General features: G+C 45.4%; 21 protein-coding genes and 1 pseudogene. 6 read left to right on the top strand and 16 right to left on the bottom strand.

Annotated features, from left to right (window positions below):
• A pseudogene (locus tag B147_RS32575) lies at positions 1–223 on the top strand (hypothetical protein); the annotation flags it as partial.
• 256 nt (positions 224–479) lie between these two features.
• A complete protein-coding gene (locus tag B147_RS0124645) occupies positions 480–938 on the top strand; it encodes an ArsC/Spx/MgsR family protein (protein ID WP_020589872.1) in 459 nt (152 codons plus the stop codon).
• A 65-nt stretch (positions 939–1003) separates the two neighbouring features.
• Here B147_RS0124645 and cobM read toward each other — a convergent pair whose 3' ends face one another.
• Positions 1004–1768 (bottom strand): precorrin-4 C(11)-methyltransferase, encoded by a 765-nt coding sequence (gene cobM, locus B147_RS0124640; RefSeq protein ID WP_020589871.1) that lies wholly within the window; start codon positions 1766–1768, stop codon positions 1004–1006.
• A gap of 966 nt (positions 1769–2734) precedes the next feature.
• Between cobM and B147_RS0124630 the strand changes: the two genes are divergently transcribed.
• The 3 genes from B147_RS0124630 (at position 2735) to B147_RS0124620 (ending at position 4906) form a co-directional block, all read left to right on the top strand.
• Positions 2735–3238, top strand: a complete 504-nt coding sequence (locus B147_RS0124630) for a threonyl-tRNA synthetase editing domain-containing protein (protein ID WP_020589869.1) — start codon at positions 2735–2737, stop codon at positions 3236–3238.
• 9 nt (positions 3239–3247) lie between these two features.
• Positions 3248–3430, top strand: coding sequence for an ADP-ribosylglycohydrolase family protein (locus tag B147_RS32005; RefSeq protein ID WP_157238028.1), 183 nt, complete (start codon positions 3248–3250; stop codon positions 3428–3430).
• A gap of 417 nt (positions 3431–3847) precedes the next feature.
• Complete coding sequence (locus B147_RS0124620) at positions 3848–4906, top strand: alkene reductase (RefSeq protein WP_020589867.1); 1059 nt, start codon at positions 3848–3850, stop codon at positions 4904–4906.
• A gap of 506 nt (positions 4907–5412) precedes the next feature.
• Here the strand turns inward: B147_RS0124620 and radC are convergent.
• The 10 genes from radC to B147_RS31995 all read right to left on the bottom strand — a co-directional run bounded on the left by radC (position 5413) and on the right by B147_RS31995 (position 16183).
• Complete coding sequence (radC, locus tag B147_RS0124615; RefSeq protein ID WP_020589866.1) at positions 5413–6075, bottom strand: RadC family protein; 663 nt, start codon at positions 6073–6075, stop codon at positions 5413–5415.
• A gap of 24 nt (positions 6076–6099) precedes the next feature.
• Positions 6100–6537 (bottom strand): hypothetical protein, encoded by a 438-nt coding sequence (locus B147_RS0124610; protein WP_157238027.1) that lies wholly within the window; start codon positions 6535–6537, stop codon positions 6100–6102.
• A 167-nt stretch (positions 6538–6704) separates the two neighbouring features.
• A complete protein-coding gene (locus B147_RS0124605; protein ID WP_020589864.1) occupies positions 6705–8231 on the bottom strand; it encodes a DndE family protein in 1527 nt (508 codons plus the stop codon).
• A complete protein-coding gene (gene dndD, locus B147_RS0124600; RefSeq protein ID WP_020589863.1) occupies positions 8232–10223 on the bottom strand; it encodes a DNA sulfur modification protein DndD in 1992 nt (663 codons plus the stop codon). It abuts the gene before it with no gap.
• Positions 10224–10838, bottom strand: a complete 615-nt coding sequence (locus B147_RS0124595) for a hypothetical protein (protein ID WP_020589862.1) — start codon at positions 10836–10838, stop codon at positions 10224–10226.
• Between the two features lies 1 nt (position 10839).
• Entirely contained in the window at positions 10840–11019 is a 180-nt protein-coding gene (locus B147_RS0124590; RefSeq protein WP_020589861.1) for a DNA modification system-associated small protein, read from the bottom strand.
• A gap of 1 nt (position 11020) precedes the next feature.
• Positions 11021–12127, bottom strand: coding sequence for a PDDEXK nuclease domain-containing protein (locus B147_RS0124585; protein WP_020589860.1), 1107 nt, complete (start codon positions 12125–12127; stop codon positions 11021–11023).
• Positions 12124–13467 carry a restriction endonuclease subunit S gene (locus tag B147_RS0124580; protein WP_020589859.1) on the bottom strand — a complete coding sequence of 448 codons (1344 nt, stop codon included), beginning with the start codon at positions 13465–13467 and terminating at the stop codon, positions 12124–12126. Before B147_RS0124580 ends, B147_RS0124585 begins: the two co-directional genes overlap by 4 nt.
• Positions 13467–14702 (bottom strand): N-6 DNA methylase, encoded by a 1236-nt coding sequence (locus tag B147_RS32000; protein WP_033397929.1) that lies wholly within the window; start codon positions 14700–14702, stop codon positions 13467–13469. The genes B147_RS0124580 and B147_RS32000 overlap by 1 nt, the downstream gene beginning before the upstream one ends.
• Positions 14699–16183, bottom strand: coding sequence for a type I restriction enzyme HsdR N-terminal domain-containing protein (locus tag B147_RS31995; protein WP_157238026.1), 1485 nt, complete (start codon positions 16181–16183; stop codon positions 14699–14701). The genes B147_RS32000 and B147_RS31995 overlap by 4 nt, the downstream gene beginning before the upstream one ends.
• A gap of 250 nt (positions 16184–16433) precedes the next feature.
• Here B147_RS31995 and B147_RS0124570 point away from each other — a divergent pair, with 250 nt between their 5' ends.
• Positions 16434–17414, top strand: a complete 981-nt coding sequence (locus B147_RS0124570) for a HEAT repeat domain-containing protein (RefSeq protein ID WP_020589858.1) — start codon at positions 16434–16436, stop codon at positions 17412–17414.
• A 189-nt stretch (positions 17415–17603) separates the two neighbouring features.
• Here B147_RS0124570 and B147_RS0124560 read toward each other — a convergent pair whose 3' ends face one another.
• The 5 genes from B147_RS0124560 to B147_RS29430 all read right to left on the bottom strand — a co-directional run.
• A complete protein-coding gene (locus tag B147_RS0124560) occupies positions 17604–18827 on the bottom strand; it encodes a bifunctional cobalt-precorrin-7 (C(5))-methyltransferase/cobalt-precorrin-6B (C(15))-methyltransferase (protein ID WP_020589856.1) in 1224 nt (407 codons plus the stop codon).
• An 11-nt stretch (positions 18828–18838) separates the two neighbouring features.
• Positions 18839–20149, bottom strand: coding sequence for a YfiM family lipoprotein (locus tag B147_RS0124555; protein ID WP_020589855.1), 1311 nt, complete (start codon positions 20147–20149; stop codon positions 18839–18841).
• A 64-nt stretch (positions 20150–20213) separates the two neighbouring features.
• Entirely contained in the window at positions 20214–21236 is a 1023-nt protein-coding gene (locus B147_RS0124550; RefSeq protein ID WP_020589854.1) for an SPFH domain-containing protein, read from the bottom strand.
• The gene (locus tag B147_RS0124545) at positions 21233–22351 is read right to left on the bottom strand and encodes an SPFH domain-containing protein (RefSeq protein WP_020589853.1); all 1119 of its coding nucleotides are present in this window, start codon (positions 22349–22351) and stop codon (positions 21233–21235) included. The genes B147_RS0124550 and B147_RS0124545 overlap by 4 nt, the downstream gene beginning before the upstream one ends.
• Before the next feature lie 196 nt (positions 22352–22547).
• A partial coding sequence (locus tag B147_RS29430; protein WP_033397926.1) for a PDZ domain-containing protein occupies positions 22548–23641 on the bottom strand: 1094 nt, incomplete at its 5' end.

Raw genomic sequence — 23641 nt, 5'->3', positions numbered from 1 at the left:
GCTTGATTTCCCCACTGTAAAAGCGTTGAATTTACCTATTGGCAGCGGTGCTATTGAAAGTTCAATTCGTAGGGTGGTGAATTTACGTCTGAAAGGTCCATGCACTTTTTGGTATCGGGAAAATGCAGAAAAAATGATTATGCTACGATCATACTTTAAAGCAGGGCGTTGGGATTGTTTGAAACTCATGGCAACCACGCACAATCCAATGCCGGCGGCATGACCGGGAAAATGGGAATGCGCCCGATGGCGCCACTTTATTTCTTGGAGAAGAGTTCGTCCGCATTACCGAAGAAAAAAATGATCAAATGATCAATACCTACTATGACTGGGAAAATATCGCATCCGTAAGGACTATTGCAAACAGTACCAAATAACGGCCATGGGCTGACCGGGTTTTTCACCGTGGTTCGGCCCACAACGAAAGTTAAAAGATCTATGCTCGTTACACAGACTTGCCTATAAAAAAAGGAGGAATTGTGGCCCAAGTTACATTTTACGAGAAACCCGGTTGCATAAACAACACCAAACAAAAGAGGTGGCTCGCGGCTGCGGGCCATGTTGTAACCGAAAAAAATATTTTGGAGACACAATGGACCCGGGAGGAACTGCTTCTTTATTTTGGAGACAGGCCTGTGGCAGATTGGTTTAACAGGACCGCACCGTTGGTGAAATCGGGAAAGGTAATCCCGGAATCTGTCGGCAAAGAAGAGGCTCTCGACTTAATGCTAAAAAACCCCATACTCATCAAACGTCCTCTGCTTCGTGTGGGAGATGAAAGAATGCAGGGATTTGCCACAGAAATGGTTCACGCCTGGATCGGACTTAATCCATCAAAAGGGAATGAAGCCGTTGTTGAACAACTTCGACAGGAAAACCTTGGCCTCTGTCCAATGCTGGCAGAAAACACCAGCTGTGATGAAAAGAAAATAAGCTGAGCCACCCCAAAACACCATAAACCATCCATCGCCCGGGCAGATATTATGCCCGGGCTTCTGATTAATCAATTTTTGCCCCGGTAGCCATGGGCAAAGGTCCGGTCGTACAGCAGAGATCTGGCATCCGTTTCCGACTCCAAAAAAGGACCGACAATAATAAGTGCCAGGCGGTTGATTTCGTTTTCCGCCATGGTCTGCGCCAGCCGGTCCACGATGGTGACAAGAATGCGCTCTTGGGGGTGGCTCACCCGATAGGCCACGGCCACAGGGGCTTTGGGGCCATAGGCAGCGGCCAATATTTTTTGCACCTGTTCGGCCATACCGGCGCTTAGGTAAATGGCCATGGACGCGTTATGGGCAGCAAGGCTTTCCAAAGACTCTTTTTCCGGTACCGGGGTCCGGCCTGAAATCCGGGTAAAAATCAGAGTCTGGGATTGCTCGGGCACAGTGTATTCAACCTTGAGTGCGGCAGCCGCAGCAAAGGCCGCGGTAACGCCCGGGATCACTTCGTAGGGGATCTGTCGCCGGTCCAGCAGCATCATCTGCTCGGCAATGGCCCCGTAAAGGGACGGATCTCCGGTGTGCAGCCGCACCACTTTAAGCCCTTTGTCCCAGGCCTCAACCATGGCATCCACGATCTCGTCCAGGTGCATACCGGCGCTGGAAGCCTTTTTAGCCGCGTCACCGGCCCAGGTCAGCACGGCTTCAGGGACCAGAGACCCTGCATAGAGGATATAATCAGCCGCTTCCAAGGCTTTCATGCCTCTGACCGTGATCAGGTCCGGGGCCCCCGGCCCTGCCCCGGTAAATATAATCGGATATTTTTTCATCATACGTTTCCTTTTTCCGTTGCAATGATCCACACGGGGTTCAACGCTTCCTTCTCATGAACAAACCAGTTATCCGGAGACCCGGTACAAAGGGGCCGGGCGGGGGGCTGCCAATTCACCTTCTAACAGGTTGGAGCGGTAAAAAAAAGCTCAAATCCGATTTGTGGAAGTGGCCGGAAGAAATCGGTTCCGGTAAAATATCCAGGATAAAGCTTAATCAGGGGCCTTCTCTGGGATCAGGAGATTTTCAGGTCTTTGAGGATTTTGAACTCCGGCTTGAACCAAGCCATGCGCCGGTAAACTTTCACTTCTCTCCCTCCCGGCATATGGATTGCGGCGGGTATCGTTTAATTAGGGATAGTCTACTGTGTTCATTCGTATGAAAAGCGGACATTGTTCTGTAGGTAGTCTTCACCTCAGACCCTTGATTTGGTCTGGCAGATTTTTATATGTCCCCTGATCAGGCCCCCAAGAACGAAAGTACTCGATACCACTTTAATAAAGACTTGGCAGGTCTTAATACCGAACGGAACGTCACCATGATAGATTGAAACATCAAGAGGCTTCTGGTATATAACAGCCACGGGCTGACCTGGTTTTTCACCATGGTTCAGCCTACAACGAACATTGAAACATCTCTGTGGGTTACAGAGAGTTTCTTATAAAACGGCCACGGGCCGCAAGCCCACAACAAACAATGAAACTAAAGACACCAACAATGCAAGGCTAAAATGGGCGCCGCAGGCGCTTCGCCCTCTTGTTTCTTGTATCCTGTCTCTAGTTTCATATAAAAGTAACCGAAAAAAGGGAGATTCAAATATCGCCTGCATCACGTAATAAGGTGAGCAATTTTCACTTAAAACCTAAAACGTAACATTTATTTGTTTGGAATAAGAAAATGGCAAAGAGTATTGCCTAACTCATTTTAGTGCTTGATTATGATTTTTCAAACAACGCTGACAGGATATGAAAAAAACATCCTTTCGGATCTTCAAGGAGCCTGGGATACTTTTCGTCACGGCAGAGTTTATTCATGGACAACGAACGATCGGACTTAAAAAAATGAGAATATTGTTTTGGTATTGTGAAAAGTTTTCTTGGAAACCGACCATAAAAACGTTAGAGGATTATCCTAATGCGGATGCAGATGAAAGACAAAATGTGGTTGTTGCCTTCATTCATGTCGAACCGAAAGATACTCAAGATGGTGCGGGTGCTGAAACCAAACTTGTAAAAAATGCTAAATGGTTGGCTCGTAAATGGGATGTGAAAACAATCCTTCTTCATTCGTTTACGCACTTGGCTGAAGAAAAGGCAGAACCCGATGATGCCAAGGGAGTTCTTGATCGTGTACAGGGTAGACTTGAGACGGCAGGCTATGAAGCATCGCAGACCGCATACGGTTATTTTAATGACTTGTTAATTGAAGCCAAGGGGCACCCTCTTGCCCGGATATTCAAAGAGTTTTGAACGGTAAATATGATTTATTGTGAAAAGGATTCGAGTATGACGGGGAATGAAAGAGTCGTTGAGAGTTTCAAAGGCTGTTTGCTTGGGGGAGTGGTGGGTGATGCCCTTGGCGCAAGTATCGCGTTTCAATCTTTAAGCCAGATACAATCTATCTTTGGGCAGCAAGGACTTACAGAATATGAACCTGCTTAAGAACGCATTGAATATGGTTGACAAACATACTCCGGGACCTGATGTGATAGAGAATATTTAAGAATATAAAAAAGTATCCGCTAAGACAATCCCATGGAAAATGAATCCGAGTTAATACAAGAATCATCAACTTCTGAAATTCAAAAAGGCTTCTATTGATTTGTAAATAAATGCGTTGATGAAACACCACTTCAGGTCTTAAAAGGGCCTTGAAAGTCAAAATCATACATGTGGAATTTCAGAGGCGGTCCCCCTGATAAGCCAATTATTCAATTCCAATACCATCCGAAACGATATTGAAAAAGGAGCCCGGGTTCAGGAATTAACGCCTGAGCAGTTATATGCAATATTGACAAACTTCGATAGTTCGTTACTTTTTAATACGAACTATCGCAACATATGATTAGGAGATGAAATATGAATAGTTTGTTCAGTCCGTTAACTATTGGTGCATTAGAGCTGCCAAATCGTATTATCATGTCCCCGTTGACACGCAGTCGTGCAGGCTCGGAACGTACACCAAATGATTTAATGGTAGAATATTATACGCAACGAAGTAGCGCCGGCTTAATTATAAGCGAGGCAACTGCTGTTACTCCGATGGGTGTCGGCTATGCTGATACACCTGGAATCTGGTCTGAGAAACAGGTAGAGGGCTGGAAGAAAATTACCAACGGAGTTCATAAAGCCAAGGGACGTATATTTTTACAATTGTGGCATGTGGGACGGATTTCTGACCCCATGTTCCTCGATGGTGAAATTCCTGTTGCCCCAAGCGCTGTTCGGCCGAAAGGGCATGTCAGTTTGGTTCGTCCGGAAAAACCTTATGTTACGCCACGGGCCCTGCAAACAGATGAAATAGGCAGTATTGTTGAAGCGTTCCGGATAGGAGCTGAAAATGCTAAAAAGGCTGGATTCGACGGTGTTGAGATACACGGAGCCAACGGTTATCTGCTCGATCAATTCCTGCAGGATAGTACCAATAAGAGAACCGATGAATATGGGGGAAGTCTGGAAAACCGGGCCAGGTTTATGCTGGAAGTAACCGATGCCGTTATCTCGGTTTGGGGAGCTGATCGTGTCGGTATGCATTTAGCTCCCCGGGGAGATGCCCATGATATGGGAGATTCCAACCTGCTTGCTACGTTTACGTATGTCGCCGAACAGCTAAAAAACCGTAATATCGCTTTTATCTGTGCTCGAGAAGCTATGCGTGATGATTGGTTTGCACCAATATTAAAGAAATCGTTCGGCGGTGTTTACATCGCCAATGAAGGTTTCACAAAAGAAACTGCTGAAGATGTTATTGAAAAAGAAAAAGCAGATGCCGTTGCCTTTGGTCAACTATTTATTGCCAATCCTGATTTGCCTTATCGATTTAAAACAGGCGAACAGCTTAATATCCCGGATACATCGACATTTTACGCCGGTGCAGATAAAGGTTATACCGATTACCCGTTCGTAAATGTAAATTGACCGAGAATACCAAAACGATATTAACCGCTGCTTGCAAAAGATGCCGAAGCTTTGGAACAATTGGATCAAATACGTCATGGCTTTGCAGAGGCAATGCAAAAACAAATCCCAAAGATGAGCAATCTCAAAGGGTAGAAGATAGATATTATCGTCTAAAACCTGAGGCGTTTTTTAACGTTGGTGGCGTTTCGCACTATAGCTGTTCATCTTGATTTTGAAAATATATTGAAACTAAGTAAGCAGGTTTTCCCGGTCGGAAATCATTTTTCACTTCACCTCAACTTTTTCAGTTTGATCTGTCAGATACTCAATTAAAGCAAAACAGCTTTTAATTTTCTAAACCAGGACAAACAGGGAAAGTCTGGAGGCATTGTTCACCCTTAAAGCGGAGTCCGTTCGGAAGATAGTCTGCTCTTGAATACTTTCTAAAAGTTGTTTGCTAAAGCATATTTTTTTAGCAAGTCATTTTTATTCTCGTTTGGTTTTGTTGTTTATTTACCAGTGAATTACAGTTGTTTTCGCTCAAGAAAGGAATAATACCCTGTTTTCCCAATAATGATATGGTCGAGCAGATGAATACCAAGAATTTTCCCGGCAGCTTTAATTTTTTGGGTAATTGAGAAATCATTCTTGCTCGGCGTTAAATCTCCAGAGGGGTGATTATGCGCTAAAATCAATGCATATGCCCTATCTTTAATGATATCTGCGAAAACCTCTCTTGGGTGAACCTGGGTCTGGTTCAAAAGCCCAATGGTGACAACCCGTATATTCATAACCTCATTGGCCCCATTTACAGATATGGTTATCAGATGCTCCTGGGAGCGGCCGGCGTAGTGCTGAATCAATTGCAACACATCGATTGGTTTGTTTATTTTCAACCCTTCCGGTTTTATCCTTCTTCTAACGAATTCAAATGCGGCGACTATGGTTGATGCCTTGGCCGTTCCAATACCGTCCACTTTGATAAGATCATTTACGGTAAGTTGGGATCCTTTCTCATCAACAGCAGTAACGAGTTTTTTAGCAATGGAAACTACATCACTTTTTGATGTCCCTGAGCCAATAAGAATGGAGAGCAACTCCAGATCCGATAACGCATCAGCTCCATTTTTTTGAAGTTTTTCCCGGGGGCGATCTATCGCAGGAAGATCTAAAATGCGTTTGGGCATTTTGCCTCCTTTTACCAATAAAATTTATTTATTCATTTTTCTCCAAATATCCGCCACTATCCAGCGTTTTGATTCAGGATTCCACAATTCCCAGTCTTTCCAGCCATTGCGGCTGGTTTGTGAAATTTTAACCGATGCCGCAGAAAAAGAAGAGAATACACCATAATTATCTACAGCCATTTGATTGTTTTGTATCTGAGCACGATATGTCTGCCCTTTATACACAAATCGGCATGATGTCCCATCCGGTGGAAACGGGTTTGCTTTTTTAGATTTAGGCTTTTTGACCGGCGCTGATTTCTTTTTTTCCACCCTTTGCGTTTTGACGGAAAAGATACGCTCTATATTTCCGGTTAGATTCTGCTTCAAGGCAATATGTTTTTCAACGTCATCCAGTTCTGAAAGAAAATCAAGCTTGAGTTTACGCAGTTCAGGTGGAATAGCAAGTCCTTGTTTTTGCATATTTTGGATGGTTTTTTCGATTTCCTGAAGTTGGGCGGATTTCCCCTTCCGGGACGCCCTGGAAAGCGTATCAAAGTAGGTCATCAGTGAATCAAGCTCTTCTATCACCGCGTCAACACGCTCTTTTAACCTGTCATACTCACACATAATATGCTGTTTTTGTATCCCTAATAATTCTTATAAAAAGCCTCGGCAGTAAATTTAGCAAACTCTTCGGTTTTAACTGAACTTCTGGCAACCACCTGCCACGGTTCGAGCCGTGCAATCTCAGCCTGAAGTTCTTTAGCTGTCTTATTGCTGCACCCCAGCATGTCTTGCACCGATTTTGCAGAAACGCCCTCGCATTGAAAAATATAGGTAAATTCCAACAGTTCCTGGAAATTAAAAAATTTTTGCTGGTAGTCATTGGGAGACTGGCTGGCAAAAAAGACAACAATGCCCTTTGACCGGCCTTCCCGTATAATCCGCTGCAAAAACATGTTTTTCTGCCCCAGATAATTGTGGGCTTCATCTATAACCAGGATGGTCCTGATAGTCCTGCGGCCATCCTCCACAGGGCTGTCCGGCAATGAAGTCATCTCTTTATAAATCCGTTCAATAACCAGGTAGGCCACCAACTCTTTTAATACGGGCATGGCATGGACATCTATCAAAAGAGTTCGATTGGTCAACCGGTCTATGGGCGGATTTTCACTGCCGTGTTTCCAGAACAGATCAAAATCGGCCAAATCCCTTAATACCTCTATCAGGCTGTCATCCTTTTTCCCGTCCTCTTCATACATGGCAAGGGCGATTTCCAGCACATCCTGAAAATCAGGATAGGGCATTTCAGAATCCTGCCGCATGGCGTATCCCGCCCGTATGGCCTCTGTTAATGCCCCTTTTTGGACAACGCCCAACTTCGCGTTGATGGACGCAAAGCTCTCCGCCTTTTCCCTGGCAGATACATTAATGTTCTGTTCATCATATGCGGGAAGAACAAACGGGTTAACCGGCAGGGAAACACCACCCTGGAGCAGTTGAAACGATTGCACCCTTGAGGCTTTTAAAAATGTCTCATTATCAACCACATCGCCTTTGTAATCAAAATAGATAAAGTTGGTTTGAAAATTAGACTGAACCCGTATATCCGTTAAAATTTTTAATAAGAACTGTGTCTTTCCAACACCTGGTTTTCCCATGATGGCCATATGGGAGTTGGCATGGATTTGGGTGTTGTTTAATTCCATGAAAACATCGATTTTCTGCAAAAGGGTTTTTCCGATAAAGATATCAAGTCCCTTGCCTTTCATCTCCTTTCTACCGCTGAATTCCACATGCTCCGTCAGTCTGGACAACAGCTTATTGGCGTCCCTGCCGCATTCAATAAACAACTGCGACAGATACCGGCAGCCATTATCAATATGGTTTTTGATAATGGATTTGTTTGAATAAAAATCCTCTTCGGAAATATCCGGCTGCTCATACACATAGGCAATCAATGTTTTATAAAAGAGCTCATCGTCACCCATAAAGGTGGGGCGCTTCATCTCCCCGCCGGTAAATTTCAAGCTCCTGGGGACGTTTTTCCCGTCTGTTGTTAAAGACAGGGCAAATGCAATTTTGGCCAGCACTGCTTTTTCGAGCTTGGTTTCAAATCTTAAAGCGCTTAATACATCATCTGCTTCGCTGCTGGTATATAAACGATCCGCCATTTAAGCCTCCCAGAAATAACCAGTTTTCACAGTTGTCAGCTCCTGATCCTGGTTGAATTCAAGATGAACCGCGCCATTTAAATGGGGCTGCAAAGACCTGTAATAATCATTATCTATCTCTGTGTCCGTGGATAAAATTACCACCTGCTCCCCGGCATTGGGAAAATAGTTATTTACAATATTGTCCCTGTGGGAGCTGTCCAGGCGGGATAATGGGGTATCAACAATAATGGGAAGAGACAGCCGGCTGGTCTGGGCAAGCCCCCACAGCAGAGAGACGGCAAACACCTCTTTTTCGCCGGCGGAAAGGCCTGATTTTTTAATCTCATGCCCGCTTCGGTCCCTGATTTTTATTTCATAGGTTTTGTCATTAATGGATATATCTTTAATCAGCCCGCTTTTACTGGAGAGCTGCTTGTACATTTCAAAGGTCTTTTCCTGGAGCAGGTGAATCTTGCTCTTTCTTAAACGGAACACAAACTGGTTCAGCAGGCCGGCAATGGCATCACACTCATTGATAAAATCCGCCTTTTCCTTTGAAACATCATGCCGTTCGTAAAGCTTTTCAATTTCCTCTTCAACGGTGCTCAGGCGTTTTTCAAGAACAAGGATATCCTCTTCCAGGATTCGAAGCTGTTCGGTTTTCCGACCGATCTGGGTGGTACAGCTTTCCATTTCACTTTGGAGCTGATCAAATAACTCTTTTTCCGATTCGCTGGCAGCACCGGTTTGCAGACTGGCTTCAATTGTCCTGATCTGGGCTTCAATCTCCTGCTTTTCTTCCAATAGCGGCCGGATTAAAAACACATCTGAATTTTCCAGTTGCTCCATCCTGAAAAGCATTCTTGCGGCATCCCTTTCGGAAAGATTCAGGATTTTAGGCACATCGCTAATCGCGGTTCCTTCTTTCAGTATTTTATAGATTCTGTCCTGAAGTTCCTGCATCTTCTCATGGGACAGGGTTTCACGGTAAATCGGCTCAGGCTCTTCCACCACCCGGACAATTTTCTGGGCCAATTGTCCGGCATGGGCTTTGATGGCTTCGCCTTCTGCCGTTTCCCGTTCTGCTTCGATCTGGTGTTTAATTTTGTCAAAGAATGCACCGGCAATACTGAAAGGCAGAACGCTTTCGCTCAATCCTTTGATCTCATTTTCAAGCTGGGCCAGGCGGTTGGATTTTTGTATCCTGTTTTTTTCTTTTTCCCTTAAAAGTTCCCGGGTTTCCGGTTCTGCATTGAATATGGCCTGAAACCTTGTTCTGGCCTCATCATATTGGTGCCTGAACTGGTCCAGCTCCAAGGAGAGGTCTGCATGTTCTTTCTTTTTTCTGGACAGTCGCGTCTTCTCCTTTTTAAGCTCCATCTGCTTAAATTCGAGATCATCATCGGAGATTTCCACAAACCCTTTGCGTTCATCATTTTTAAGATAAAGCATGTCTCCTGAAAGCTGATTGATGTATTGTATGCCCAAAGCCGCTTCCAGCGAAGATTTTAACCGGACTTCGGAGTGGTCGTCTGCAGCGATCTCCTGGATTTTTTCACCATCGAAGAAAAAGAACTGGGTGATCCCCGGAGGGATGGCGGCCCGGATAAAATCCTGCCACATCTGCTTGTTTCGAACCGACACACGTTTTCCGTCCCGGACCACCACAAGATGTTCCTGCAGGTCATTGGCTTTAGGCGATTCAACGGCACCGGCGCTCCAGGACCGCTGGACGATCAACTCTGAAAAATCATCCATTTCGATCACAAGTTCAAATGATACCTTCACATTTCCCAGGGCTTTTTCTTTCCGGTTCACTGCCTTGAAGATATCAAGAGCCTTGCCACCGTAAAGACAAAAATTCACCGCTTCCATGATAGAGGTTTTGCCGGCACCATTCATGCCCCCGATCAGGAAAATACTTTTCCCGTCATTCCCCTGGGGAAAATGTATCTGTGTGGGAAACTGAAACGACTTGTAATTTTCGATAATTAATTTTTTGAATTTCATTTATCTGCCCCTTAACTCCCAAACCCCGCGAGGAGACCCAGACTTTAAAACACCATCCCGGACCATGAAGCTGCGCTCTTTTGATACATTTAATATCCACTGTTCTGTTCCGTTTTTCTTAACACGGTCATTTTTCTTGAAATTGCCATCCAGATTACGCTGAATTATTTCGATAATTTGTTTTTTCCGGCCTTGTCCGCCCAGTTCACGAAGGGCTTTTCGAATCTCTTTTTGTAAAATTTTGGGCGATGTCTCATGAACATACCTTTTTTTCAACCGCCGGGTTGTTGTGGCTTGCCCCTTTTTGGACAACATCAGCCTCAGCCCGTCAAGGACTGAGGAGAGGCGGATCTCTAAACCCTGAACCTGCTGAATTATTTTTTCCTGGTCATGGACGGACAATGACAGGGTGCTTTTCAGTCTTCTAAGATTTTCAGGAACATCCACGCCTTTTCCTGCCAAGGTCTCAATGGCCTTGGTCACCTCATTCAATTGTGTTGAATTGGCGTCATAATCGTTGAAGTCAATGTTGCCCGAAATCTCTTTGATAACCTTTTCCAGGATATCAATTGCTTTGCCGGGGTGATCGATATATTTTTTCAGATAAGAAGCCATTCTATCCCCCGGCTTTTTCCAAAACGATTTTTTTCAACGCCGCGTATATCCCGGTCCGGCGCTCTTTGAACTCATACTCACGGACCGTGGACAGCAACTTGATCACCTTGTCAACACTGACACCATGCTGAATGCACAACTCCTGAAGAAGTTCTTTGTCCTGCTCTGATAAAGCGATCATATTATTTTGTCTCCTCTAAACGCCGGCGTTCCCGCTGCAGCTCTTTTTCAAGTTCTTCTTCAGTGGGCAGATAGGTTACATATTTGGCCGCAAACAGCTGTTTGCTCTCATTTAAGACAGAGTACCGGGCAACGGCTTCGTTTTTTTCAGAACATAAAATCAATCCGATGGTGGGATTGTCACCTTCAACCTTATAATTGGCCTCAAACATCCGGACATAGCCGTCCATCTGACCAATATCCTGGTAGGTCAGTTTCCCGATTTTCAGATCGATGAGCAAAAAGCATTTCAAATGAAAATTGTAAAATACCAGGTCGATATAAAAATCATCATCATCAAACCGCATTCTTTTTTGCCGGGCCACGAATGAAAAACCTTTGCCAAGCTCCAGTAAAAAATGCTGTAGATTACTGATGATGGCTGTTTCCAGGGTGGATTCATGAATACGTTCTGCCTGGGGAAGATCCAGGAATTCCAGGACATAGGGATCTTTTAACACATCCATCACACCAGGGGACTTTGCCCCGTCCTCCCGGATTTCAGCCAGCATTCCTTTTTTATCCTTGCTGGCCAGAATTCGTTCATAGAACAGGGAGTTGACCTGTCGTTCCAGCTGCCGCCTGCACCAGGCCCCGGCCACAGCTTCTTCTTCGTAAAATTGCCGGGCCTTTTCATTTTCAATTCGCATGAGCACCCGGTAGTGGGACCAGCTTAAATCCGGATGAAAACCATTATCTGCATCCAATTGGTCACCCGCCGGGTGACCTGTTGCCGGTAATTTGAATTGGTCACCCGGTGGGTGACCAATTGGATCAAGCCGGTCCGGATAGGCCTGGTAAAAGGCCCTGAAATATTTCAAATTGGTTGTGGAGAATCCTTTGCCGTATTGGGCCTGTAGTTTTTTGGAAAGCTGTTCCAGAAGCTTTTGGCCGTATTGCGCCCTTTTTTCTCCTGCCTGGAGCGCCTCAAAGATTTCTCTGCCGATATGCCAGTAGGCTGCAACGACTTGGGAATTTACAGAACGGACGACATTGCGCCGGGACTGGTCCAGAATGGCGGCAATCCGGTCGAAGAAAGGGTCAAAGGTCAATTCGTTTTTATTGTTCATATTTCCCCCGCAGCCTGTTCAATGAGATCCTCCACCATTTGTTTGGCTTGTTCAAGGAGTTGCTTGGATTCTTCTTTCAGTCTTAAAGATTCTGCCACTTTTTGTGAAATATTATCTTCTGTTTTTTCCCCAAGTCTCGGGACCACTATTTTGCCAACATCTTTGGGTGCCAGATGCCCATTGGTAGAGCCTGTAATCCAGCGACTGCATTGACTTTGTCCAATTTTGCTTTGCATGACGGTTAATAAATAATATGGGTCTATATCATTACAGATCTCAAGCTTTAACAAATCGCCACTGAAGGCGATGTTATCATATCGGTTTACTATGCCAATTTTTCCTATGGTTGCACCGGTAATAGCCAGCAGAAGATTGCCGTTTGTTGCAATTTGAGTTTCTTTTGTTGGAGAACAATAAGATTCTGAAATAAGTTCAAGGCCATCAATATCTTTGATGCTTGCATAAGGCATTGACCCAGAAGAGGCTGTTGGCATTTGTTTCCCTTTATCCATTGAAGAAATTAAATGCCTTAGCTTTGTATAACTCACATTTTTTTTTAAATGTTTTTCATAACCAATGTAATTTGGATTATAACATTGGGCATCCATTCTAAAAGCATTTAAAATTTCGCCAAACCTTGTCTCATAGCCTATCGACTTATCACGACTCAGATTATCCAATTCAAGCTTTTGTTCAAGACATCTTTGTGCTTGATTATATAACTCTTGAGATCGTTTTTTTTGAGCATACGATTTTTCTATTAATATAGAGATAGCATTCTGCTTACTGGAATCTATTATCGGAATAAGAAGCTCTTCTAATATTTTTAAATTTACGTGCCCCTGCACCCCCCCACTTGCAAAACGAATTAATTGGTCAGAGCCGAACCTGGAGTTGAGGAAACTTAATAAAAAGCCTTTTGTTATAATGGATTCTTGGATATCAATTATAATAATATCTGCAGAATTTATTGTGTCTTCTTCTAAATAAATACTCGCTTTCCCAAATGAACCACTCCTGGCAATCAGAATATCGCCTTTGTTGATTTGTGATTTTTTCAACTTTTCATGGAATTCCGGGGTGATTTTGACACAATTATTTAAATTAAGAAAAAATTGGTCAACTTGTTGCGTTTGTAATAGTATTATCCCTTTTTGGCAATAGTTTTGCACCATACTGCCAACATGCCCAACGTCAATTTTTTTTAAAATACTTTTTAATAGGATGTTATCATGATTCAATAAATTCCTTTCTATTTCTATGTAGTTAGGCTTATAAAATTCAGAGTCGATTCTCCCATGTTTGAGTTCTGCCAAAGCCACCTCACTCCAAACCGCCATCACCCAACCCTCCAGAAATCAAGGTCATGCTTCTGGGCAAACCGCACAAAAGCTTCGGCCACGCAAAGATCGTCTTCTGGTATGGCTAAGGCATCCTTTAAATCATCGTGTTTCAAATCGTAATTAACAAGATCCTGGTCAATTATCGGCTGGCCTGCACCATCTTCCATGGTGTCCCCGGCCTCATCCACCCGGTGTTCGTAATCTCCGGAATTATTCTTTCCGCCCCGTTCGCTCACAGCCATGAAAATGGGATAATCCAGCTTCTTGGCCACCTCAGCGTCAATCCAGCGCGCTTTTAACGTTTCGATCATCTCCCCGTCTTCCAGGGCCAGTTCAAGCTTCCCCTTCAGGGTCAGCAGCTTTTTAGCCGCCTCTGCCAGAACCAGATCTTTTTCCAATGAGGTGATCATGGCTTTAAGCTTTTTCCGGGTCTCTTTCTGCCCGGCTTTAAGTACCTTTGTATCGGCTTTGAGTTGTTCTTTTATGGGTTTCAGCTCATTATTCAGATCCTTTTTAGTCCCTTCCCAAGTACTGGAGATCAATTCTATTTCCTGGTCTGCTTTTTGTTTCAGGGCTTCCAGGTCACTGTCCAGATCTGAAAACTTCATTTTAGCTTTCAGGATCTCTTTTTTCAGGCCCTCAATCTGCTCGTCTGCCTGGTCAATCTGCTCTTCAAGATCGGGAACCCCGTCTGCTGCCAGGTCGAATTCCCGGTCTTCCTCAGCCATGCTGAATCCCAGATCTTCCGGTTCCGGGTCTGAAAAATTTTCCAGGATCATCTCCATGACCTCTTCGGGAATATCCTGCTCCGGGATATCGACCTGATACGCATGGTTTTGAATCAACTGGTTGATCTGGTCCTCATAATCCGGGCAGGATGCCTGGACCTCCTGCTTGACCGTTTCAATATCAGCCAGTTGCTGGGGGGTGTATTTCTGGATAAACAGGACCGATGTTTTGGTGCCGGTATGGGGTTTAAACGTGTTGGGATGAAGTCCCACCACGGCCAAAAGCCGTGCCTTTCTTAAAATCCACTCCCGGATAAAGGCCAGGGATGAATTGTTGAATTTTCCCTGGGGCAGGACAATGGCGGCCCGGCCGCCGGGTTTGAGAAATTTCATAATCCGCTCAATGAACAGGACATCCCGTTCTTCTTTGGCGGATTTGTTTTTGGCCCGCTTTAAAGCCGGCTTGGCCAGATCATAATGGCCCAGCATGGCCTTATCTTTCATTTCGCCGGCAAAGGGGGGGATTGGCAAGGATTACAGGAGAGGTCGTCGTCTTTCAGAATTTTATCTTTGTCCTCCGGGTCTATGTTCCGGCCCAGTAATTTGGCTTTAACCAGCTCCTGCATCAGGGTCTGGCCGGACATGGTTTCATGCCAGGTTTTAGGGTCCAGGCTGGAGACATCCGGCCCGAATATTTTGGTGTGGCCGTCTCCGGCAATGAGCATCAATGCCCGGGAGGTCTTGGCGGCCCGCTCTTCAAAATCAACGCCCCATAAATACTTTGACGCATATTTATGCATGCGCAGCTCCCGGTCCGCATGGTTATCCGCCGGATAGCACCACTCCATGGCATGGAGCAAAAAACCTGCCGACCCGCAGGCCGGATCCATGACATACTCTTTCTGGGTGGGATTGAGCATGCGCACACACATTTCCACCACATGCCGGGGCGTGAAAAACTGCCCTTTTTTCTTTTTGGCCTCTGTGGGGAGTAAATATTCAAAGGCGTCATCCATGATCCGCAGGTTTGATCCCATGATCCGGACCCGCTCGATATTGCCGATACAGATATGCAGGTGTCGTTTGGTCAATTCAATATTCTCACCCTCCCTGAAAATCCCCGGCCACTCCTCACACGCCTTGCGAAACAAATTATTTATCCTGTCATAGGTGATTTCAGGGTCCAGCGCTTTGCAGAATTCCACCTCTTTATCGGGCCGGTTTTCATCCGCCTCTTTTTCATCCCAGATTTTGGCAAAAATCAGCTTGAATATTTCATTGAACTCATCTTTGCCACTGTCCGCCAAGACCAGTTCTTCAAGACCCTGGATGATCTCTTTGAAATTGAAATGCCGTTCCAAATGGCCAAGGGTCCGCCGGGCGGTCAATACATCCTTGGGCTGCTGATCCCGTTTGGGCAACTCGGACAGGGTATCGTTAAAATCCTTGGGATATGGCCGGTAAAGAATAATCCGGTCGCTGATGCTGCCGTTGGACCACAGCCCCACCGGCGACCCTTCGGCATTCAGATAACTTTTAAGCTGCTCTATACCATCTTTTCGTTTGGGCTTTTTAACCTCAACAATAATTTTGGGCGTCTGTTTTGAATTGTCCGTATAAACGACGATATCCGCAGCTTTTGTCCCCTCTGTGGAACCAAAATAGACACTTTTTTCCAACTCAATTTCATCGGCCTGATAGCCATAGGTGTGAATAAGCTTATAAACCCATAACTGTCTTACAATTTCTTCAGGACAGGACTTGCCGCCTTCAGCAAACACCTGGATTTCCTCTTTTCCGGAGGCAAAAGGAACAATGCTTTTAAGAAAATATTTTATCTTACCGACATCCCTGCCGGTTTCCGTTTGTTTTGGATAGATACTAAGAATCTCATCAACAGCCTTTCCAAGACTGTCAAATTCGCTAAGCTCATATTTGGTCTTTGGATCTTTAAAAATTTTATCAATCAGCGCTTTGTTATCCATTGATGTCACAGTTCCCGCTCACTAAAGAATTTATGATCTACAACCTATAATCAATTCAACTTAAAAAACAAATAATAAATCGAAAATAATTATCAAAATTAATCCGAAGAAGGATAAATTGCTGGAAAAGGATAAAATCTATTGGCAGCCGGGTAAAATCTTCATATTCTCTGCAATGTAGGAAAGGGATTCCCCCTATTACAGGATTGAATTCAAGGTAGTTGCACTGCCTTGGATAAAGGAGTTTGCCATGCCGCCTAAACGGGACCCGGTACAGGATCGTATCAAAGCGTTCAATTTGAAATGTGATCACAGTGATCCTCAAACCGTTCAACAGCTTGTGAGACAGCAGCTTGGCGACCCTCACTGCCTCATGGTCGCCCGCGCGGCACAGGTCAGTTCTCAGCGTTGTTTTTATGATCTGGAACAAGATCTATTAAAGGCATACCAGCGCTTTCTTAAAAACCCGGTTAAAAAAGACCCAAACTGTATTGCAAAGGGTGCCATCGCAAGGGCACTGGTGGATTTAGATTGCAAGGATTACACTTTTTTCATTTCCGGACTTCATTACCGGCAAAAAGAACCGGTATGGGGCGGGAGTGTTGATACTGCTGTTGACGTGCGTGTCAGTTGTGCCATGGGCCTGTCCCAAACTTCCTATCCCCGTGCCTTGATCGAACTTGTAACGGCCATTCACGACCCTGAAGAACAAGTCCGGATCGGGGCAGCCCGGGCAATGATCAGCACCCCGCCCCAGGCTGCGGAAGCTGTATTGCGGGCCAAGGCCCTTGAAAAAGATCCCTCAATCAATGTTACGGCTGAAGTGTTGACCGCCCTGCTTCATGTAGCACCTGAAGACGCTTTGGATTTTGTATCCTGTTTCCTTGAAAATGAAACAGATGCCGAACTGATCGAAGCCATTTCCTTTTCATTGGGTGAATCCCGGCTTGACGGGGCGCTGGACGTGCTTAGATCATGCTGGAACAAACAGCCGCTAAAACGAAAACAAGAAGAGGTCTTCCTGAAGGGCGCTGTTTTTCATCGTAGTGAAAAAGCGTTTTCATGGCTCCTTGATGTGGTTGCTGAAGAAGACCGGGCAAGTGCTGTGTTTATTATTAATGAACTGGTAATCTACCGGACAAATGAAAAGCTCAAAGCACAATTGCAAAAAAAAGTCTTACAAAGGGCTGATGATGAATTAACAGCTCATTTTCACAAGGTTTGGGATTGACATGAAAGTAATTCAACAACGGGCAGAAGCCCTTTGCACCGGGCTTTCTGTAGAGGTCATGGCAGGTATCTCTCCCATGGATGATGTTAATGAGAAATTCCGGGGGCAGTAATATGTATTAAATAGTAATATTTCACAGCGCTCCGAATTGATGCTGCAGGGTGCTGTCTGGTCCGGCATTGATCCGGATCAGTATAAGTCCCTTTTTTCTGCTGCGATGATCCACACAGGGTTTAACGCTTCCATTCGCCGCCCCCAGGGCATGTTCCGGGATTTGCTGATCTGGGCCTGGGTCAGGCTCACGTCAAAGCCCTTTTCTTCCAGCACCGATACCGCCAGGTGCAGGGTCTCCATCAATATGGTATTTACAACAATTCGACCAAAAGGATTCAATACCATTGCCACCACATCCAGCACCTGACCCAGATGTTTGCCTGAGCCGCCGATAAAGACCCGGTCAGGCTTTGGTAAATCCATCAAGCCATCTGGAAGTTGTGCCTGGATGACGGACAGATTTTTTACATTGAAGCGCTCGACATTGGCCGTGATCTGTGCGGCACGCGGCTTATTCTTTTCCACGGCATACACAAACCCGTCCGGCAAAAACAAGGTGGCTTCAATCCCCACAGATCCTGAACCGGCCCCCAAATCCCACAAGATATTATTTGGTCCAAGTTCCAGGGCGGCCAAAGAGAGAACGCGAACCGGGGCCTTGGTAATCAGACCCTTTTCGTGGACAAACCAGTCATCCGGGGTCCCAAAACGCAAGGGACCGGACAGGGATGCCAGTTCACCTTTTTGAAGCACCACCACATTGGGCTGGGAAAAAACTTTTTGAGTATTTGTGTGTTCATCCATGGAAGAAACTTTTTCTTCCGGGGCACCCAGGTTCTCCAGCACCCACATCTGCCAGGTATACTCATGAGTGTCCACCTGTTTTCTAACAGCCCAGGGATCGTTTTCAGGATCGGTGAGCACACACAGCAGGTCCTTGTCATCCATGGCCTTTGCCAGGGCCGGCATATTGTCCCGGCCGTGCAGGCTCACCCAGGCCGCATCCTGCCAGGGCAACTTAAGCCGGGCAAAGGCGGCAGCCATGCTGGTGACATTGGGATGAACGATGACCTGATCCGGCCCCAGGCGTTTAATCAAAGTTTTGCCGATGCCGAAAAAAAGCGGATCCCCCGAGGCCAGCACCACCACAAGCCCGTCACCCATATGCGCTTCTATGAAATCCAGCACCCCGGACACAGGGCTTAAGATCTCTTTTTTTAACGCCTTTGCATCCTCAAAATATGACAAGTGCCGTTTGCCCCCCACCAGAACGGTAGCCCTTTCAATCAGAGCCAGGTGGGATGCGGTAAGATCCATCGGGCCAAGGCCTATGCCAATCACATGAACCGGTTCATTCATTCATAAAGTTCCTATTGATAGACCAAACAGGCGTTAATACGCTTCGTAATCTCATCTTCAACCAGGGTATAGGCCTTTGAATCAAAATCAGAATAACGTTTTTTAAACTGCAGCGCCATGATCCCTTCAGGCAGATTATCAATCCGGGGCATAAACTGATCTTCCGTTTTGGCGGCTGCCATTTTCTGCTGTATTGCGGATGCCTTTTGGGCAGAGCCTGTGGCAAGTTCAGCAAGCCTGACTCCAGCCCTGTCTGCGGCCAGATCAGCAAAGCTAAATCCGCTTCCGCCATATGAATCATCCACCTCTTTGGAAAGCCCTGCTAAGTTGCTCAGCTTACTGCCCCCGGATACAGCGATCCCGGCAGAAACAAAAAAATGTTTAACCAAATCTTCCCTGCCGCAAAGGATGAGACCAATATTTTCATGCGGGATGACTTTTGCTGCTCTTTCCTCGGTCACAAGACGATCCACCCCCCGGCCAAGGCAGAATAAAGCGATAGTCTGCAGCAGTGCCCTGTTTTCCTCAATCGGATCTTTTGACACTTTACTTTGCTCTAATACCAGCTTAAACAACGGCCGGATCACCCGGACCACGGCGACTTTTTTAATACAGTGTTCTTTGAATATGCTGCACAATTTGGCCAACGCATTGGTGTATACAATCAGGCGATCCTGGTGTTCCGGAGCAATGAGCATCGTTTTCTGGCTTTCATGCAACCGGTTCAAGGCGTCCGGGTTCCAATCATAGGTAAAACTTAACTGCTGCCGACTTATTGCAACCGATTGCAGGGCATCCAGGTTCTGCAGAACCAATTCATAATTATCAGGTGAAAGCAAGGCCTGGCCCAAATAGGACAGAGCAAATGTGACCAGGGAACCGGGCAGTGTAAAAAATCCGACACCGATGGAATGGATCCGGGGTCTGCCGTTCTCTATGTTCAGGACACAAGCCGTGTTGATATATTCGCCCAAAGGGGTTTGGGGGATCTGCACTGTGGTACTGATCTTTATAAAAGGACCGGACAAACGGATCTGGGGAAAGATCTCAACCTGGTCAACAAGCTGGCAGGCACCGTAAGCGGCCATCAAATTTAAATCCTGTTCGGAAATTTTCACCTGCCGGGACTGTCTGACCGCCATGGAATCGGGTTTGTAACGGCGGACCAGCTTTTCCATGCGCCTGATCTGATCAAATGACAGCTCTGGTGGTTTGCCCACGGCAGGACTTTTATCAATCGCGCCAAACAAAAAAAGAAGCGGACAGACCACCACCCCAAGAACAAATAACAAAAGAAGGCTTTTGCTGATGAATTTAAACATACTCTTTTCGTCTTGTGCTTAGAGGGTTTAAACAATGAAACTAAAGACACCCAAAATGCAGAATTTATTTTTTCCCAAGCCCCTTAACCCCCATAGTTTCGATAAGTTCATTAATATTGGTTGTTTTCAAATTCATCCCGCCTTCGGATACCGGTAAAAGAATCAATTTTTTACCCTGGAGGGCTTCGGCGATTTTCAGCTTGACCAACGCTTCGCCTCCGGCACTGGCCATGGCGTTGTTCATCTCTTGGATGCCCTTGGCCTGGGCCTCCCCTTCCGCCTTAATGGCCTGGGCAAGAAGCTGCTGTTTTTCATAATAGACGTCTGCTTCAATTTTGGCTTTCATGAACTCCCCGTCCACATCGGCGATCATCCGGTTCACTTCGCCCCTGGCCTCTTCAAGTTTACGGTTATACTCTTCCTGGGCGGCATGTTGGGCAGACTTATTCTTTTCAACCAGCTGGTCCGCCACCTTTTTATCCTCAATGGCCTTCTGATATTTGGGATTAAACCGGTAATCCTTGGTCAGCACCTTTTCAATGACAATGCCCATGGGCTTGAACATCTTTTGCAGGTACTCTTTTGTTTTCCGGGCCTGATCACCCCTGTTTGCCGCCACGTAAAACTCTTCTGTTTTCAATTCACCGAAAATGTCCCGGGGTTTGCTTCGGACAATGGTGCGCACGATTTTCTGTCGAAGATCCATGTCGTTTTTGGCCACATGCTGTAAGATATAGGGCGCCTTTGCAGGATCAATTTTATATACGATGATAACATCAAGACTGATGTCGTTGCCGTCTATGGTTTTAAACAGCAGGTCGTCCCGGGTCCTTCGGTCACCTTTATTGGCGTCATAGGTCATTTCAAGGTTTTGCAGTTTGGTATCAAAGGTGTTCCAGTCATTGATAAAGGGCATAAAAAAGTAGGTGGAACCCGGGGCATAATATTTTTCTTCTACCCCTTTTTTGCCAAAAAAGGAAAACTTTATGGTTCTGACACCCACCTCTGTACTGTCTGTTGAATGGGGAACGCAACCGGCCAACGTAACCATAAGGATAAGAGCCGGCAAAAGAATCAATTTTTTCATTTGTTACCTCCTTTGCTGCGGACATCAAAGAGTTCCAGGGCATTGTTCAAATCAAGGGGGTTGACCCCGGAAGGCCCGTCACTGGGCAGAATGACCATATCTATTCCTTTATACACCTCGGCCATTTTCAGCCCGACCATACGTTCCGCCCCTTTTCCCTGGAGTGCTTCATTTTTCAAACGGATTTGTTCCGCTTCCGCCAGCTTTACAAGGAGATCCGCTTCTGCCATCTTTTTCCTGTAGTACAGATCTTTTTCCGCCTGTTTTCTGGTGACATAAGCCTTTCCCTTTTCAAGCTCAACAGAGACGCGCACCTTGCCCTCCTGCTCAATTTTGGTCAGCTTGGCACCTTCAATGGCAGCCCTGGCCTCTGCCTGATTTTTAAAAACGAGCTGGTCTTTAAGTTTTTTTTCTTCAATGTTTTTCTGAATCTCATCGCTGTAGTGAAAATAACGAACCAGGACATACTCAACAACAATCCCCTTGTCTTTGAGCTCTTCATTTAACTCCTGCTTTGCCGCCATGGCCTTTTCAACTCTCATGGGGCTGTTGAAAAACTCTTCAGTGGTCAGTTTGCCCAGATTGTTTTTAAGGGCGGGTTCTGTTTTCGGGATAATCCCGTTGTCTTCAAACAACCGGCCGGGACCAATGTCGGTAAACACCTTGTAGGGGTCACTGATGCGATAAATGATGGAGACATCCACATCCACAAAGAATCCGTCAGAGGTCTGAATATGGGCAGCCCTTTCTATTCTGGTGTCATAGGCGGCGGATTGGGCGGAATTGGTCAATTCCAGAACCTGCAACGCCTTGGGCAGCTTGTACATCTCCTGAACGCCAAAGGGAAGCACCAGGTAAAGGCCTGTTTCATAGACCTTTTTTTGCACACCACGATGAAAACCGATTTTATTGACCTTTATGCCGTATTCATAGGGACGGATATACTCCAGAAACGACCCATATGCCACACCGGCAAGTATCACCAGTACCATAAGGATCTTAATGGTACGCGGTATTTTAAATTTGAACTTCGGCAACTTGACTTTTTTTACAAACTCCGAGGTTGGATAAATTTTCTTTGGCGCATTCTCATCCAAATTATCCGGGGTCTCCATGGTTTCTCCTTAATTATGTTTATGTTCGCTAACAACCTTTTCCCTTTTGTAGGAATTAAAGGCAATGACCCTTGAAACTCATAAATGACAGTCTTAACTCGGCACGGTGCCTGGCAAAATTTTTCTGGTTGGGCGCCTGCAAGGCAAATTCACTGATCATCTTTCCGCGAGCCAGGATTAATGGCAGATTCTTCTTTTATGCTTTGGTTGGCAAAGAGGAAGTGCCTATCCTATATCCTGACCAGAAACACCCAAAACTTATGATTGTCTTTTCAGCTTTATGACGATGATAAGATTCCTTTACTTTTTGAAATAAATCGTTGGAAATGGATGTATCCATCACAAGAACGCCCATTTTCCCACTTGCAAATTCCAGTTCTATGATCTCACCGTTCCTATAAACCACCACACGAAGAGGGCGCACACCAGAATTGAATGCCGCAATTAAAGTCTCTATTTCTTTTTCTGTCAATGGGTTGCCTGACCATTCCCATCTGCCGTACACTAATATGATATCGCCGGACCGTACCCCCTTTTTTGAACCTGGAGAATCCACAGGTACAATGCTAACGCTCACCACCTTATCTGACCCACATTCCTGTCCGCTGATATCCGTAAATTTTTTATCCGGTGTTCCCGATGCATTGTATGTAATGACAGCACCGGAAACACCGTTTGCATTGAGGCAAGGATTTCCACCTCTGCCCAAGTAACTCATTTTCAGCAAACGATTTTGATCATCATACGTCATATTTATGCCTGCGACGCCTTTCATATCTTTTATCGTTGTGGATGTATCTTTTTCTATCTCCTTAGGTTTATCGTCAGGGCCCCAAAAAATTATTTGGGTCGCATTTCCTCGTTCATCGTATTTAAAACTTCCCCCGTATATTCCATCCATACTCTCAATGGGTTTCCCATACAGGCCATAATTGCGCTGTTCTATAATTCTGCCTTTATGGTCAAAAACCTTTCGGGTCATATGGGTTCCATCAGTTAAGTTGAGACAGGGCTGGTTGTGAGCATTGAAACATGCCCATTCTGTTTGATTTCCGTTGTTGTCGTATTTCATTCGAACAATGGCGTAACCAGATTCATTTTCTTTGGGCTTTCCGTTAATCCCAAGGTTGATTTGTTCTTCAATTTTTCCATGGTTATCATATTTGTAAACAAACCCGTGATTACCGTTTTTATTTTCACAAAGTTCTTGGTCTATTCCAAAACATCGCTCATCTTTAACCCTGCCTTTGTCATCATAAATTCTGCGGATCAAGTGCGCACCGGACGATA

Source organism: Desulfobacter curvatus DSM 3379, from assembly GCF_000373985.1.
GTDB classification, from domain to species: domain Bacteria; phylum Desulfobacterota; class Desulfobacteria; order Desulfobacterales; family Desulfobacteraceae; genus Desulfobacter; species Desulfobacter curvatus.
This window is presented reverse-complemented; position numbering and strand designations above follow the sequence as displayed.

Excerpts from the sequence above, each read along its gene's own strand:
- cobM (WP_020589871.1), bottom strand. The coding sequence starts at position 1,768 with ATGAAAAAATATCCGATTATATTTACCGGGGCAGGGCCGGGGGCCCCG.
- B147_RS0124630 (WP_020589869.1), top strand. The coding sequence starts at position 2,735 with ATGAAAAAAACATCCTTTCGGATCTTCAAGGAGCCTGGGATACTTTTC.
- B147_RS32005 (WP_157238028.1), top strand. The coding sequence starts at position 3,248 with ATGATTTATTGTGAAAAGGATTCGAGTATGACGGGGAATGAAAGAGTC.
- B147_RS0124620 (WP_020589867.1), top strand. The coding sequence starts at position 3,848 with ATGAATAGTTTGTTCAGTCCGTTAACTATTGGTGCATTAGAGCTGCCA.
- radC (WP_020589866.1), bottom strand. The coding sequence starts at position 6,075 with ATGCCCAAACGCATTTTAGATCTTCCTGCGATAGATCGCCCCCGGGAA.
- B147_RS0124610 (WP_157238027.1), bottom strand. The coding sequence starts at position 6,537 with ATGCAAAAACAAGGACTTGCTATTCCACCTGAACTGCGTAAACTCAAG.
- B147_RS0124605 (WP_020589864.1), bottom strand. The coding sequence starts at position 8,231 with ATGGCGGATCGTTTATATACCAGCAGCGAAGCAGATGATGTATTAAGC.
- dndD (WP_020589863.1), bottom strand. The coding sequence starts at position 10,223 with ATGAAATTCAAAAAATTAATTATCGAAAATTACAAGTCGTTTCAGTTT.
- B147_RS0124595 (WP_020589862.1), bottom strand. The coding sequence starts at position 10,838 with ATGGCTTCTTATCTGAAAAAATATATCGATCACCCCGGCAAAGCAATT.
- B147_RS0124590 (WP_020589861.1), bottom strand. The coding sequence starts at position 11,019 with ATGATCGCTTTATCAGAGCAGGACAAAGAACTTCTTCAGGAGTTGTGC.
- B147_RS0124585 (WP_020589860.1), bottom strand. The coding sequence starts at position 12,127 with ATGAACAATAAAAACGAATTGACCTTTGACCCTTTCTTCGACCGGATT.
- B147_RS0124580 (WP_020589859.1), bottom strand. The coding sequence starts at position 13,467 with ATGGCGGTTTGGAGTGAGGTGGCTTTGGCAGAACTCAAACATGGGAGA.
- B147_RS32000 (WP_033397929.1), bottom strand. The coding sequence starts at position 14,702 with ATGAAAGATAAGGCCATGCTGGGCCATTATGATCTGGCCAAGCCGGCT.
- B147_RS31995 (WP_157238026.1), bottom strand. The coding sequence starts at position 16,183 with ATGGATAACAAAGCGCTGATTGATAAAATTTTTAAAGATCCAAAGACC.
- B147_RS0124570 (WP_020589858.1), top strand. The coding sequence starts at position 16,434 with ATGCCGCCTAAACGGGACCCGGTACAGGATCGTATCAAAGCGTTCAAT.
- B147_RS0124560 (WP_020589856.1), bottom strand. The coding sequence starts at position 18,827 with ATGAATGAACCGGTTCATGTGATTGGCATAGGCCTTGGCCCGATGGAT.
- B147_RS0124555 (WP_020589855.1), bottom strand. The coding sequence starts at position 20,149 with ATGTTTAAATTCATCAGCAAAAGCCTTCTTTTGTTATTTGTTCTTGGG.
- B147_RS0124550 (WP_020589854.1), bottom strand. The coding sequence starts at position 21,236 with ATGAAAAAATTGATTCTTTTGCCGGCTCTTATCCTTATGGTTACGTTG.
- B147_RS0124545 (WP_020589853.1), bottom strand. The coding sequence starts at position 22,351 with ATGGAGACCCCGGATAATTTGGATGAGAATGCGCCAAAGAAAATTTAT.